Here is a 13,848-nt window from a genome sequence, read left to right on the forward strand (position 1 = left end):
GGGTGATGCTCAAATATTGTTTAACTAAAATTTCAACATTATGGAACAAGCATCAAAAGCAAAGATTTCGGTCGAGGAAGCCGAAGTACATTATCAATCCAGTAAGGAAAATTACATCATTGAAGGTGCCGAAAGTCATCTGGCTTACTATAGAGAGAAGCATCCAGAGTATTACGCTCTGCTATCACAAATTGTTTAACCTAAAATTCAAAAGCTATGTATTTACAAAATTTGCAACAAGATGAGATTTTCGTTTCAAACGAAATGAAATCTTTGAAAAACCTGACCCAGATGGAATCCCGTCGCGGACTTGAAAATGCCATCATTTCGAATGGCAAAATCGTTAACGTGGTATCAAACAGTTATGGCCACATACCGAACCAACTGTTCTTCAAGAAAGCAGAGGAAATGTTGACTGATGCCGGATTAAATTATCACAAGCGCACCATCAACAAAAATGATAGGTCTTTCATTACCGATTTTATCATAGACGACAAAAGCCAGTTTACGGTTAAGAATGATAAGGACTTGATACTGCCAATGTTAAGGTTCAAGAACTCGTATGATGGTAGCGAAAAGACCTCTGGCCACTTCGGATTCTATCGAAAAGTATGTTCCAACGGACTTCACGTCTCACAAGCTGAAATCGAATTTTCGATAAAGCACAGCAGGAACAATACAGACCTCATAATGCCAAGGTTGAACAACCTGTTTGATAAATTTCTTGACAATGAATTCTATACCATAACCAAGAAGTTTGATAGGATGAAGGAATTTAAAATCATCGATACTAAAGAATTCGTAAAAGCCATTCTTGACAGAACCAAACTGTTCCGCTATGAATGTAGCGATAAAAACAGCGACCCATCGAAGAAGTCGAGAGAGGTTTTGGAAATCCTCAATTACGAAGCTCTTTTACTTGATGAAGAACCAAATCTCTGGTTAGGTTATAATGCCTTTAATTCGGTATTGCACAATGTGCTGAAAAAGAGTTTCGGCCAACAGGAACTATTGGATAAAAAGTTGTTCGATGAAGTGTATGCCCTGGCATAGCTTTAAAAGGTATATCCAGTACCTTAAACTGGATTTTCCATTATTACAAATCCGTACTACTAAAACCACTCAGCACATTCCCCTGCATTCCGTTTCCCTACATTCCGGGAAAAGAGCTTCACTGCAAATATCTTGGACACAATCCCCAATTTCAGCTTTCCATTTCGCTAACCCTTCCCGCTTAGGCTGGGAAGGAACACTTCATTCCAGAGCGAAAATTGTGAATTAAGTCCGCCTTACCAAATCGGAAGGCCAGCACCTCGATTTTCTTAACAGAATTTACGGCAAGAACTTCTTGAGCCCTTGCTCGAAAATTCTTAAAAACCACGGCACCGGCCCACACATTTTAAGGGGTTTATAATGGATGAAGCCTTGAATGTTTTTCGGGGCATCGAAAAACAGGCAGTGCATAACCAATTCTAAATTAAACCCGATCGCTCGCCTCGCTTAACTTCCCGTACGCTCAACTCACGACCGGCTTTAAAAGAATTGCTAATGCCCTTATGGAACTTGTCAAGACCGTGACAAGTTTCAGCGAAAAATAAGGTATCTACTTCCTTGAAAATGCGAGCATTTTACTACGTCGCAGACACACCTGATTTATTCCCTGAAAGTCTTGACAAAACCCACGTCACCCATTGTGCTACGCACGTAAGAAATCAAACAAACACCCCTTAAAATTTCATCTCAATTGAATTAAACAGGGAATTATTAACCCTGTCTGCCGACAAGGCAGGCTTTAAATTTTTAGTTATGAGTACTTTAAGAAATCACGTACAACTGATTGGAAACGTTGGTCAAGAGCCAACCATTACGAACCTTGAAAGCGGAAGCAAGGTAGCCCGTTTTTCACTTGCCACAAATGAATATTACAAGAACAAGAAAGGCGAGAAAGAGCAAAGCACCGAATGGCACACCGTAGTTGCCTGGGGCAAGACTGCTGAAATTGTAGAGAAGTATGTAGTCAAAGGAAAAGAGGTAGGCGTAAGCGGAAAACTGAAATCCCGAAGCTATGAGGATAAGGACGGTATCAAACGATACGTAACCGAAATCGAAGCCAACGAAATCCTATTGTTGGGTACAAAGAATGGTAACGAATAGACTTAAAAGAAAGAGGGCGCACCTGTGGAAAGTTTCGCCCTCTTTTCATTCTTAATTTCTAAATAGAAATCACAATGAAAGCACAAGTTAACGAAATAAAAGAGCGGTTGCAATATTTTACGGGAACTGAAATGTTCTACCAAATACCGCTACTACGAACCCGATTTACAGATGGGCTGAAATACCTGTCCGAAGTCGCCGAATGTTTTTGGCTCATAACGGATGCTTCGGTAATCGCTAAAAGTCTGATGAACCGAAGTAAGTTTATCACGATTGACTTTAAAAGAATGTCCGAAGAAAAACAGGACTATACAGGTTACGAAGCTGAAATTATTTACAGCGATGGTAACGACAATATTTTGGAAACCCACCGTTATAATGCGACCGATTTTCCACTGGATGAATTGCGGATGTTCTTTGTGAACGATACGCTGATGTTACCAAGCGAATACTAAAATCGATATGCTATGATTTATCTAAATTTTACCGATTTGAGCGAGGAAGCGCAAGAGCGTTTGCTTACCAATTCCAAGGAAGATGTCAAGAAAAAATATGGCAAGGATTTGATGGACTATGCTACCAAGCACCATACCAATTTAGACCAAATGCTTGACGAGGAAGCGTTACGGAATTTATATTCCTATACCTATGTATTTAATATCTGAATGATGTTTTTTGAACGAAATGCGCCTCTGAAATTTCAGGGGTGTTTTCATTTTTAGTGCATTCATAATCACGAAAAAATCGTATCTTTATTTCGCTGAAATACAGCATACAATTTAAGTACAGTTATCCACTTTTTGACTTTCGCCGATAACCGTACCCATCGAAAATTAACGTATCGGAAATTTTATTTCCTCGAAAATGGCAATCAGCTTTTGAGCTGGATTGTATGGATTTTTGTCAGCCTTCGGCTGACGAAAAGGAATAGCAAGAGGGTAACACGCTGCGCGATGTTACGGATTCCTTTTCGTTTTCAAAGTATTGAGAATCAGTTGTTTAAAATTATTTTGATTTTTTGATTTTCAGCGATTTGCGACAAACGCCCTCAAAACGACCATTTTTCGGAAAGGATTTGCGACAAATGGGCGAAATATGGACACATTTATCGGCATCAGATTCAAGAAGGAAACGGCAAAACGTTTTCAGGAATTCTCAAGAACACATTTCAAGACCCATACCGAGGCAATGGAAGCCATTCTCGACTTTTTCTTCTACAACGAGATTTCACCCAAGGAAAATTTAGGACCAACAGGACGTACCATTGAAGCTAAATTATTGAAACGTATCAATGCCGTCATTGCCATAATGCGCGATGTCGAAAAGACCCAGACGAAACCCACAGTCGCAATGTTGCAATCTCTTTTTGAGATGGAAGAAACAAAGAAAAAACCGTTGATTTTGGAAAAGAAGTTTGCAGAGGAAAAGAACGAAGTGCGCTTTCGCGAAAAGCGAAATAATTCAAACCAACTTTAAAAATACAGGCTATGTACATCAACATCACCCCACAAAAATTAGGAACGAATTACTCGCAGAGCTCAGCGGATTTTGTGGACTATCTCGAAAAGGAAAATGAAGGTTTGGAAAAGGAAGAGATGGAACATTTTTTTAACCAATATGGCGATGAGATTTCAGCTAAAGAAGTGGTCAAAGAAATTGATGGTAACACTGCCAAGCTGAAAAAGAAAGAACCTAAATTCTATTCCATCACGGTGAGTCCATCCAAATATGAATTGCGAAAACTCGAAAACAATAGTGAAGATTTAAAACGATATACCCGTGAGCTGATGAAAGATTATGCAGCCAGTTTCAACAGGGAAATCAATGGGCGAAAAGTAACCGTAGATGATATCAAGTACTTCGCTAAAATTGAACACCAACGGACTTTTAAGGGTACGGATTTTCAGGTGCGAGAAAACCAACCTTTTGCTACCAAGATTCTTGAATTGAAACAAGAAGTCAGGCGCATTCAACAAGGTCAAGCAACAGGCAATATTGACCGATTAAAACTGACGATAGGAAAGTTGGAAAAAGAAGCACCACATCAGTTGAATGGGAAACGTATTGTCCAGGGAATGAAGAAACACGGAAACCAAAGTCACATTCATATTATTGTCAGCCGAAAGGATGCATCCAATTCCTTCAGCCTTTCCCCTGGAAGCAAACACAAAGCATCTGAAGTAGAGATGCACGGTAAAAAAGTAAAACGTGGTTTTAACCGTGACCAATTTTTTGAGCGTGCAGAAAAGACTTTTGACAAAACTTTCGGTTACCAACGCAACTATGCGGAAACCTACAAAGCGAAGAAAGATTTTATGAAGAACCCGAAACTTTACTTTGCAGCTTTGATGAAATTGCCGGCCAATGAAAAGGCTTTGGCTTTTAAGATAATGGGCAAGTCGGGTATTCCGCTAATTCCAAACATTCCGACCAGTAAGGCGCAATTGGCGCTTCGAGTGTTTAAGCGGCTACGAAAAGGTGCTGAGATTGCAGTCAAATCAAGCTCTATTGGGATATGAGTTGGTCATTGATAGAAATAGTGATTTATATTGTAGTGCCAATTCTGTCTGTGGCCATATTGTCTTATGCCCTTTATGATAGTGAACCAAGGAATAAAACCGAAAAAAAGTATCAAGTCAAGTTCCCGACAAAATCGGGAAGCTTTAAAATCGACAACATAAAACGTGGCGCATCCGTTATCGGATCCGCAGGAAGTGGGAAAACCGAAAGCGTGGTCTATGGATTTTTAAAACACTTTCGTGAAAACAGTTTTTGTGGCATTATTCACGATTACAAGAATTTTGAGCTGACCGAAATGGCATACCCGCTTTTTGCCGATAGCAATGTTCCAATGAAGGTCATTTCATTTGATAGGATTATCCATCGGGTAAATCCAATTGCACCTAAGTATCTGGAAAATGAGGAAAGCGTCAACGAAGTATCAAGGGTGCTCATTGAAAATCTTTTGGAACAACGAGAATCGGGAACCACCGGAACAACCAAATTCTTTAACGATGCTGCCGAAGGTTTGATTGGCGGATTGATTTGGAAATTGAAAGCTGATTATCCACAATTCTGCACGTTGCCCCATTTAATTGCGATTTATCAAATGCTCGATACCGATAGCCTGGTCCAGTTTCTTGAAACCAATACCACATCGAGAGCAATGGCAGATGCTTTCATTAGCGGAAAGGATTCCGAACGTCAAACAGCTGGTGTAAAAAGTACCTTGGCCAATGCGTTAAAACGCATCAGCACTAAACGTATTTTTATGGCATTGTCTGCGGATGAAGTGCCTTTGAACATAAATGATGAAGAAAATCCAGCCGTGATTTCGGTGGTGAACAATCCCAAATTTGAAACCTCTTATTCGCCAGTAATCGCTACCATCATCCACACCATCACCAAACAGATGAGTGTGCGTAATTCTAAACCATCGTTTTTGTTGATGGAAGAAGCGCCGACAATCCGGCTGCTGAATATGCACCGCATTCCTGCCACACTAAGAAGCTATGACATTGCCACCATTTATGTAATGCAGGATAAAATCCAAAACGATATGATGTATGGCGACAAGGCAAGTAAGGCTATTTTGAGCAACCTTTCCTATCAATTCTTTGGCAAGGTCAATGACCCAGACACGGCAAAGTATTACGAACGTTTTTTTGAAATTATCAAAAATCCTACTAAGAGCGTGAGCAAGGCCGCCAACATTTTTAAAACCGATACCCGAATTACCAAAGGCGAAAGAGAGGTTTCCAAAAGAAGAGCAGATATTTTCTTTAGGCTCAAACAAGGTGAGTTCGTCACATTTGCCGATGGGAAGGACAAGAAAGTACGATTCAGTTTGCCAAAGATTCGAAGGCAGCTTCCACAGGACACAAAGCGATATTCCGATTCAGATTTGAGAGCGAATTTTGAAAGGGTTTATGATGATGCGAGGTCGATATTTGGGTAACGTTTTATGCTTGAACTTGTGCGGTTAAAGTACGCTCTTAAATCTCGCTTATAAAAAGAAAAAATGTTTTTCAGCAAAATCTGAACTCTGATATGATTATATTGTACGCCACCAAAAAATGTTATTAAATGATTGTACCTGCGGAAAATATTGTCGAGACTGTTGACTTAACAGCTGACGATGTTTTGCTTCCAATGTTGGAGTGTGTTGTAAATTCCATCATAAGTCTGCAACAGTCTTCTCTTCCGGCAAATGAGAAAGAAATTCAAATCAAGATAATTCGCGGGGCTTTGCCTTCACAGACTAATTTGTTAGACAGTGTTAAAACCATCGACAGCTTTGTCATTACGGATAATGGTATAGGTTTTACCGACAAAAATTACAGGTCATTTGAAACCCCTTTCTCGCAGGCAAATAAGGAGTTTGGTTGCAAAGGAATAGGAAGATTTACCGTTTTAGCAGCTTTTGAAAGTCTGAAGGTAGAGAGTAACTATTTGGAGAATCAAGTATGGAAATACAGGGAATTTGAGTTTAACACAAAGGACGAGGTCAACCTTATAACTTCTGAAAAATCAGAGGAAGATGTGTTCAAGACCAAAGTTAGACTCGATAATTGCTTCAATGAAGTGATTAGACAGAAATCAGCACTTAAAATCGAAGACATTGCTGAAAGTGTTATGCAACACTGCTTAATTTACTACTTGAACGATTCACTTCCGAAGATTATGATTTATGACGAAGAAAGCAGTAGAGCAGAGTCTATAAATGACCTCTATGCCAAAGTGTCAAAAGAAAAAGAACGGAATTTCGAGGTCAAGAAACAACAGTTCAAGATATATATAACTAAGACACCCAAAGAGGGAAACAGGAAGAATAACTACGTTCATTATTGCGCAAATTCAAGGGTAGTAGGCAATCCAAAAAACATTAAAAACTTCAATAGTCTTTTTAACTATCCCATCTCAAGAAATGGCAGTCTATATTTTCTTGATGTTTATGTGGTATCCGAATATCTGAATCGAAAGTCGTTCAGCACTCGGAATGGCTTCAACATTCCAAAAGAAAAAGAAAACTTACTATTTGCCAATTCATCACCATTATCTTTCCAAGAAATAGAGGAAAATCTGACCAAAGTGTTAGAAGATGAGTACAATGAGTTTGTAAAGAAGTCACGAGAGCGAAGTCAAGAGGAAATTAAAAGTTACATAAAAGAGAAGGCACCTAGATATAGGAGCTTTTTAAAAAAGCCTGAAGTACTGAATTCAATTCCACCGAATTTATCTGAGGACAAGCTCGAAGAACACCTTTATAAGATTTCCTATACTGCTCGAAAAAAAGTCGAAAACCATATTGACAAGTTTATCAATGAAAAGCAGGTAAATGAGGAAACGATAAATCAGATTAAGGACGACATAAAGGAGAAAACAGCCTATGACGTCGATAGTCTAGCTGATTATATGACTAGAAGAAGGGCTATAATTGAGCTGTTTGAAAAGTTTTTAGATGCTGATGAAAACGGAAATTACAAATTGGAAGAAGATGTTCACAATCTCATTTTTCCTATGGGCTTGACCAGCAACGATGTGGTTTATGAAAACCACAATTTATGGTTGCTGGACGAACGATTTCTAAATTATAAGTTCATTGCCTCAGACAAATCAATCACTTCATACTCACAAAAGAAAAGCAGAAAAGAGGCTGATTTGGTAATGATTGACAACCCACAAATGTTTGAGAATCCAATTGGTTTTGGAGATAAAAATAGCGGTGAGATAAATTCAATGGTAATTTTTGAGTTCAAAAGACCTGGAGAAGTGGCACACCAAAAACGTAAAGGCAATTATAGATGGGAATTTTCAGATTTGATTGAACCTTACTTTGATGAATTCTTATATCAACAAGATAAAAAGAATTACAAGGGCAATCAGGTCATAGTAACTAAAAACACACCGAAATTCGGTTTCATAATTGTGGATGTTTTGCCAACCAATTTAAAACAGTTTAACGAGGATAAGGGATGGGAAAAAACACCATTCGGAACTTATTTTAAAATCATACCAAAGTTAAATTTGAATTTAGAGGTAATGACGTTCAGAAAGTTGCTGGAAGTCTCAAGAGAAAGACACAATGCATTTTTCAATAAATTATTTAACTAGGCTATTAATGTATGCCAGAAACAAACCGTATAGAATACAAAAGAGAACTGTCCGATGGGCTTGAAAAAGAAGTTATTGCTTTTTTGAACTATCGCGAGGGTGGTATTCTCTATATCGGTATTGACAAAAACGAGAATGTTTACGGTTTAGCAGATTCGGATGGCGACCAACTTAAAATTAAGGATAGGCTAAAGAACAACATCCGACCTTCCGCATTGGGTCTGTTTGACATTGTGAGTGAAGAACGTACTGGCAAGGATATCCTTAAAATCATAATAGCAAGTGGTCCAGAAAAACCCTATCATCTCAAAAAATATGGGATGAGCGAAAAGGGCTGTTTCATCCGTATGGGTTCATCTGCAGAGCCGATGTCCCAAAAGATGATAGACGAGCTCTTTGCCAAGCGCACTCGAAATTCCATCAGCAAAATTAAAGCCGGACGACAAGACCTGAGCTTTGGTCAATTGAAAATCTACTACGAAGAAGCTGGCTATAATCTGGGGAAAGCCTTTGCAAAAAACCTGGAACTGCTTACTGAGGATGGCGCATTCAATTACGCTGGCTATCTTTTGGCCGATAAGAACAATACCTCTATTAAAGTGGCCAAGTATTCAGGCAAGACCCGAACCGATCTTATAGAAAGTAACGAATATGGTCACGAATGCCTGGTGAAAGCGACCAAGCAGGTTATCGATAAGATTGCTGTTGAGAATAGAACCACAACCAAGATAACCGCTAAGGAACGGCAACAGACCAATCTTTGGAATCCCATTGCCCTACGGGAAGCAATCATCAATGCTTTTGTACATAACGACTATACCAACGAGATTACCCCAAAGTTTGAAATCTTTGCGGACAGGATAGAAATTACATCAGCTGGTGGACTTCCTGAAGGTTTGAGCAAGCAAGAGTTTTTTGAAGGTTTTTCTGTACCTCGGAATAAAGAACTGATGCGTATTTTCAAGGATTTGGAACTGGTAGAGCAATTGGGTTCGGGCATCCCTCGTATTTTGGAACATTATGGCAAAGAGAGTTTTAGTTTTTCTGATAACTTTCTTAGAATGACGTTTGTAGCTAAAGAAACTACTGTTGAAGATGGTGGTACAAAAGGTGGTCAAATAGGTGGTGTAATGGGTGGTCTAAAAGGTGGTCAAATAGGTGGTCAAATCGAAAAGGATATCGATGCCATTTCTGAATTAACACATAGACAAAAAGAAGTTCTGAAGTTAATTGCTCAGGATAATCGAATAAGTCGTTCCGGTATTGCAGAAATATTACATATCAATGAGTCTGCAATTCAAAAACACCTCAATAATTTAAAGGATGCTGGATATATAGAGCGTGTAGGCGGAACAAGAGGCTATTGGGAAATCAATCTCGATAAAAATAAATAAATACGCTTTTCAAAAAGGCGATTTATCTTTTGAACCTCTGGCATCTGCCAGCCACTTTCCGTTTTGCTTAACCAGTTTAAAAACACCTGGTGTTTTATCGTAAGCTGTTGTATATTTTACCCAAGCCACATCACCCATAATCGTGTCCTGCAAAACAGTAAACTTGGAATCATCTTTTGGTGTAGCGTTAAACATATTTATAGTATTCATATAGTTTGAATACGCCTGTGGCGTTGAGTTGGCTTTTAAGGCTTCTTCATCCTTTTCATAAAAGCTTTCGATAACAATTTGGGCTGTGGCACTTGGTCCTGAAACTTTAGTTGCGGAATCAGCACACGAAAGGAATAGCAGTACGAGCAATAAAACCACAATATTTTTCATAATGACTTTAATTTGGGTTATTGATATATCTGTGCGATAGCTTCATTTCAATATTTCGTTCACCATCCTTTTCATTCAGTTCTAAAATTGCCCTACGGTCATTGGATAATGAAAATTTTGGCAACACATAAACAAAACGTACCGTTTCACCTTCTACAATTTTTGAAGGCAGATTATGTTTGTAAATCGGCTCTTGATACAAACGTTGTAACGATTTCCTTTTTCCTTTTTGTCGTGTTTCAATCGAAAGGTTCAAGAAATTCAAATCGTAATCCAAGGTTGAATTGTTCTCTATCTGAACAACGAAGTACAGTTCTTCTTTATCAAAAACGATATTCTCAACACTTACAATAATACCTTCATTTCGCTTTTTAATTCGACCTATGCGCTGTTTTCTATTGAGAAGATACGAGCAGAATTTTTGGTAATGATATGTTCTGTTGTCTATCCGTTCTTCAGTAGATTCAGCAAGAATTGAATCAGTTACAATCGGTTTTTCATTCCCGATACTACTTGATATCGGAATAAAATAATTGAGCTTAGAAAGCTGTTTTTTATACCTTACAATATACGAAAAAATCGAGCCATTTCGGTTGACTACCAGTAAATTACTTTCCTTTCCAGGCTTGGCTTGCAACAGGCCAAAATACTGTTCTTTCTCACGATTGTAGGTAAAGACAAAATTATCTGAACCAGTTATACCTTGCCGGATAGGTTCTGGGAAGAATAGTGCTACATTTTTAGTGTCGTTTGCATAAATGGTATCGAGTACTATAGTTGATTGCGCTGTAGCCTGTGCCGAGCATAGTCGAGGTACGAAAGCGAAAACAAATACCATTATGAATATATAATTATATCGTCTCATAGTTTTGGTTTTAGGATTAATCTGTAATTGTTCAGGACGGTTACTTTTACCCTGCGGTTAGAACGCCTAAATACTTGTGTAAGTCCACCAACTTGTGGTACGCTGGGAATATTAATATCACCAATAACATCATCAAATACCTCTCTGGTTACTTCTTCCCTAAAGTTGTTTTCGACATAGATACCCTCGCTACCGTCTTGCAAATCGAAGGCTTTTAGTTTGGTAGGGTGGTGTTTAATATTCTCAATTTCGATTAAAGCACGATTGGGCTGAAAACTGATAAAGCCGAAAACCGGTGTGTTCTTTGGCATCAATTTACCATTGATGGTGGCCGATTTGGTAAGGCGCATCCGTAATCGGGTATTTGCTTGAACAATTTGGTCACCATCTACGACTACATAAATCGTTTCATCAGTATTGCCTATAATTGAAATTTCATTGGGCTTTGGCGAGGCCGCAAAGAACAGTTGATGTTCCAGGCCCAATTCTTTGGCTTCAATTTTTTGTTCCCTTTTAACTTCAGCAGAATCCACCTTTGGTACCGTTTGCTGAACAACTCGCTTATGTCCCAAATTTTGGTAGCGTTTTTCGGAATACTTTATCTTACCAGCCTTGTAAATGCTATCCACGATGCGTTGCTTTTTTTGTTCGGGCAAATCGGGATTATACAGTCCCGTAGAATCCAAGAGCTTTTCATCGTAGATGCTCGGTGCGGTGCTTTCACGCACTTCCTTGAGGTCGTTTATGGCATCCAGTTTGGAATCGTATTCCTTTTGGTCATCTTCCAGTTCAGGAACAAGCGTCTGTTGCAACGTGTTTTCATCATTGTCCTCATCTTCCATAAGCATCACTGAATATGAGATAAGGAAGAGGAAAATGATGGCGAGGACACCAGCGAAAATGATTTTATTCTTTTCTACTTTCATAATCTATTTTTCTTAAAGTGTTTTCGAAATAATTGGTAATCAACAAGCCGTGCGGATTGTTGGGAAAGTTTCGGTCTACCATAATCAAGTTTCCGGTAGAAACCAGTTCGTAAGTATCAATGATTGACCCTCTATTGATTTCAAAAATCGTCGTGGTCGTAAAAGTATACTCGCCGTTGTTCTCTGAAATTTTGGAATCAATGCTCAATACCTTCTGCACCAAAGAATATTGCAATAGGCGATTATACACACCATCTGCTTTTTTCTGACGGTATAGATTGTCCACGGAACTATTACCCAACCACAGCGCTTTTTCCAAATTGCGTTCGTAGTTGCTGGCATCAATGTTATAGAAGTACGTGTGGAACAGTTCGAGATGTGCCAAAGCTTCGACCCTGAAATTTTCCTTTTGTGTAACCAGCTTTAGCGGAATGATACTGCCGTCCGTATTGATTGCAAAGACACTATTGAGCGTTGTTTTGTTCATATTGTAAACCATTAAAAGCGAAAAGCTGCTGGACAGCAACGAACAGATGACTACGGCTAAAACGATAAACCGATTCAGTTTCAATATTTTGTATATGTTCTTGTAAGGTGTTTTCATTCTGAATGGAATTAGTTGGTAAACAATCTGAGGGTAAACGAGGTGGCACGTCGATACAGTTTGAATTTCAGAAAAACGATAAACCCAACTGAGCCCAGTTGAACTACAGGCGCAAAAAAGCCCTGACCTGTATCGGTTCCGAACAGGTTGACCCAGAAATTGGTATTTATTTCCGTGTAAATGGCATTGATAAACACATTGACCAGAAAGAAGGCTGGCACGAGCATATACACGGCAGCATACAATTTAAAGAAGGTATAGGCGAGCGAACGGAACTTTTCAAAAACTGCCAAACTAATGACCAATGGAAAGAACGCCTGCATTATTCCCAAGAGGAAAAAGCGTTCTGCCAAAAACAGCGGATAGATAAATAAATCCAATATCCAGAGAATGGTACTTAAGATGAAGGCCAATATCTTGAACCCATATAATGGTGTTACCAATGCCTCATACAAAAGCGTCATTGCCGAACTTGCGGCATCAAAAAGGCTGACATCTTCCTCTAATGGTATATCCTGCATTTGCAAGGGAAGTAACGCTGGTGCAGTTCCTCTATACTGTCCTTCGATGGCCACTAAAATCCCATCAAAAAACCCTAACACCTGCGTTGAGAATATGACCAATAGGACAATGGCAAAATTCTTTGCCAATTCACCCGGACTCAATCCCCAAGTGTAACCGTCTTTGTCTGCAATACCTTCGTTGTATTTTTTAAGGATGTTGACCAAGAAAAATAGGACAGCAAGCGTTTTCATTCCGGCAATGGTATATTGCGAAAAGTCGCTGGCCTGTATAGTCTGGAACACCGTATCGATGTATTCCAACCCAATCCCTAAAATGATGGTCGCGGTCATTTTTAATACTCTGTTTCGCGGTTATTAACTTTATCCTGCATCTTTCTAAAAGAAATAATATCACGGTAGCGTTTCGTTTTTGTAGTGATGTTTGAAACCATCTGTTTTGATTCCAGTTCCTTGGCTTTCAGGATTTCGGCGCGTTCGGCATCACTCATTTTAAGATAATCGCTGGATAAGACTTCGTCTATAAAATCCACCGTGTCTAATGAATTTTGTACAATGGTTTCGAAAGAGCCCATAACCTTGTCAATTTCCTCGGGTTTGATGTAGGGCGAATTAAGAATGTCCTGAAGGTCATTCTGCATTACATTGATAAGGCGCTGATTGTTCTGTGCGATTTCCTCAACTGCCCTAAGCTGTTGGACAACGCTCGATACTTTCTCTATCGCCTCTTTGGCATCCTTCAAGAATTTTACGGACTTAATCATTTCCGCGGTCTGTTTACCCGATTCCAATAGCTGTTTTACCAAGCTGATGAAGTTGGTGTTGTCATAAACAGGCATACCCTGAGCGGTTGCACCGCTTGGCAGTAAAAGAGCTGTTGTCATAGCCA

16 protein-coding genes are annotated in these 13,848 nt (G+C 39.1%); 10 read left to right on the top strand and 6 right to left on the bottom strand.

Going from position 1 to position 13,848, the window contains the following annotated elements; all coding sequences use genetic code 11:
* The first annotated feature begins 40 nt into the window (after positions 1–40).
* The 10 genes from GVT53_RS20050 to GVT53_RS20095 all read left to right on the top strand — a co-directional run bounded on the left by GVT53_RS20050 (position 41) and on the right by GVT53_RS20095 (position 9,662).
* Positions 41–199 carry a hypothetical protein gene (locus GVT53_RS20050; protein ID WP_157518033.1) on the top strand — a complete coding sequence of 53 codons (159 nt, stop codon included), beginning with the start codon at positions 41–43 and terminating at the stop codon, positions 197–199.
* Positions 200–216: 17 nt separating this feature from the next.
* Positions 217–1,053 carry a DUF932 domain-containing protein gene (locus GVT53_RS20055; RefSeq protein WP_149304579.1) on the top strand — a complete coding sequence of 279 codons (837 nt, stop codon included), beginning with the start codon at positions 217–219 and terminating at the stop codon, positions 1,051–1,053.
* A 753-nt stretch (positions 1,054–1,806) separates the two neighbouring features.
* Positions 1,807–2,154 carry a single-stranded DNA-binding protein gene (locus tag GVT53_RS20060; RefSeq protein ID WP_067030876.1) on the top strand — a complete coding sequence of 116 codons (348 nt, stop codon included), beginning with the start codon at positions 1,807–1,809 and terminating at the stop codon, positions 2,152–2,154.
* Positions 2,155–2,228: 74 nt separating this feature from the next.
* Positions 2,229–2,609, top strand: a complete 381-nt coding sequence (locus GVT53_RS20065; RefSeq protein WP_067030873.1) for a DUF6876 family protein — start codon at positions 2,229–2,231, stop codon at positions 2,607–2,609.
* Between the two features lie 12 nt (positions 2,610–2,621).
* Positions 2,622–2,819 (top strand): hypothetical protein, encoded by a 198-nt coding sequence (locus GVT53_RS20070; RefSeq protein WP_045802041.1) that lies wholly within the window; start codon positions 2,622–2,624, stop codon positions 2,817–2,819.
* Positions 2,820–3,249: 430 nt separating this feature from the next.
* Complete coding sequence (locus GVT53_RS20075) at positions 3,250–3,630, top strand: BfmA/BtgA family mobilization protein (protein WP_149304583.1); 381 nt, start codon at positions 3,250–3,252, stop codon at positions 3,628–3,630.
* A gap of 11 nt (positions 3,631–3,641) precedes the next feature.
* Positions 3,642–4,673: a MobB family relaxase gene (gene mobB, locus GVT53_RS20080; RefSeq protein ID WP_166250242.1), complete on the top strand. Its 1,032-nt coding sequence runs from the start codon at positions 3,642–3,644 to the stop codon at positions 4,671–4,673.
* Positions 4,670–6,112, top strand: a complete 1,443-nt coding sequence (locus tag GVT53_RS20085) for a type IV secretory system conjugative DNA transfer family protein (protein WP_083157988.1) — start codon at positions 4,670–4,672, stop codon at positions 6,110–6,112. Before mobB ends, GVT53_RS20085 begins: the two co-directional genes overlap by 4 nt.
* A gap of 128 nt (positions 6,113–6,240) precedes the next feature.
* Positions 6,241–8,268 (top strand): hypothetical protein, encoded by a 2,028-nt coding sequence (locus GVT53_RS20090; RefSeq protein WP_067030865.1) that lies wholly within the window; start codon positions 6,241–6,243, stop codon positions 8,266–8,268.
* Between the two features lie 11 nt (positions 8,269–8,279).
* Complete coding sequence (locus tag GVT53_RS20095) at positions 8,280–9,662, top strand: RNA-binding domain-containing protein (RefSeq protein ID WP_166250243.1); 1,383 nt, start codon at positions 8,280–8,282, stop codon at positions 9,660–9,662.
* A gap of 9 nt (positions 9,663–9,671) precedes the next feature.
* Here the strand turns inward: GVT53_RS20095 and GVT53_RS20100 are convergent, their stop codons facing one another.
* Genes GVT53_RS20100 through GVT53_RS20125 form a run of 6 tightly spaced genes read right to left on the bottom strand, consistent with a single transcriptional unit; the run spans position 9,672 to position 13,843 of the window.
* On the bottom strand, positions 9,672–10,043 hold the full coding sequence (locus GVT53_RS20100) for a hypothetical protein (protein ID WP_067030862.1): 372 nt from the start codon (positions 10,041–10,043) through the stop codon (positions 9,672–9,674).
* Between the two features lie 7 nt (positions 10,044–10,050).
* Positions 10,051–10,881, bottom strand: a complete 831-nt coding sequence (locus GVT53_RS20105) for a DUF4138 domain-containing protein (protein ID WP_166250557.1) — start codon at positions 10,879–10,881, stop codon at positions 10,051–10,053.
* Between the two features lie 23 nt (positions 10,882–10,904).
* Entirely contained in the window at positions 10,905–11,834 is a 930-nt protein-coding gene (traM, locus tag GVT53_RS20110; protein WP_067030856.1) for a conjugative transposon protein TraM, read from the bottom strand.
* Entirely contained in the window at positions 11,815–12,438 is a 624-nt protein-coding gene (locus GVT53_RS20115; RefSeq protein WP_067030854.1) for a conjugal transfer protein TraK, read from the bottom strand. Before GVT53_RS20115 ends, traM begins: the two co-directional genes overlap by 20 nt.
* 11 nt (positions 12,439–12,449) lie before the next feature.
* Positions 12,450–13,292 carry a hypothetical protein gene (locus tag GVT53_RS20120; protein WP_067030851.1) on the bottom strand — a complete coding sequence of 281 codons (843 nt, stop codon included), beginning with the start codon at positions 13,290–13,292 and terminating at the stop codon, positions 12,450–12,452.
* Between the two features lie 2 nt (positions 13,293–13,294).
* A complete protein-coding gene (locus GVT53_RS20125; protein WP_141673220.1) occupies positions 13,295–13,843 on the bottom strand; it encodes a conjugal transfer protein in 549 nt (182 codons plus the stop codon).
* Positions 13,844–13,848: the final 5 nt, after the last annotated feature.

This window comes from Flagellimonas oceani (assembly GCF_011068285.1).
Lineage (GTDB): Bacteria > Bacteroidota > Bacteroidia > Flavobacteriales > Flavobacteriaceae > Flagellimonas > Flagellimonas oceani.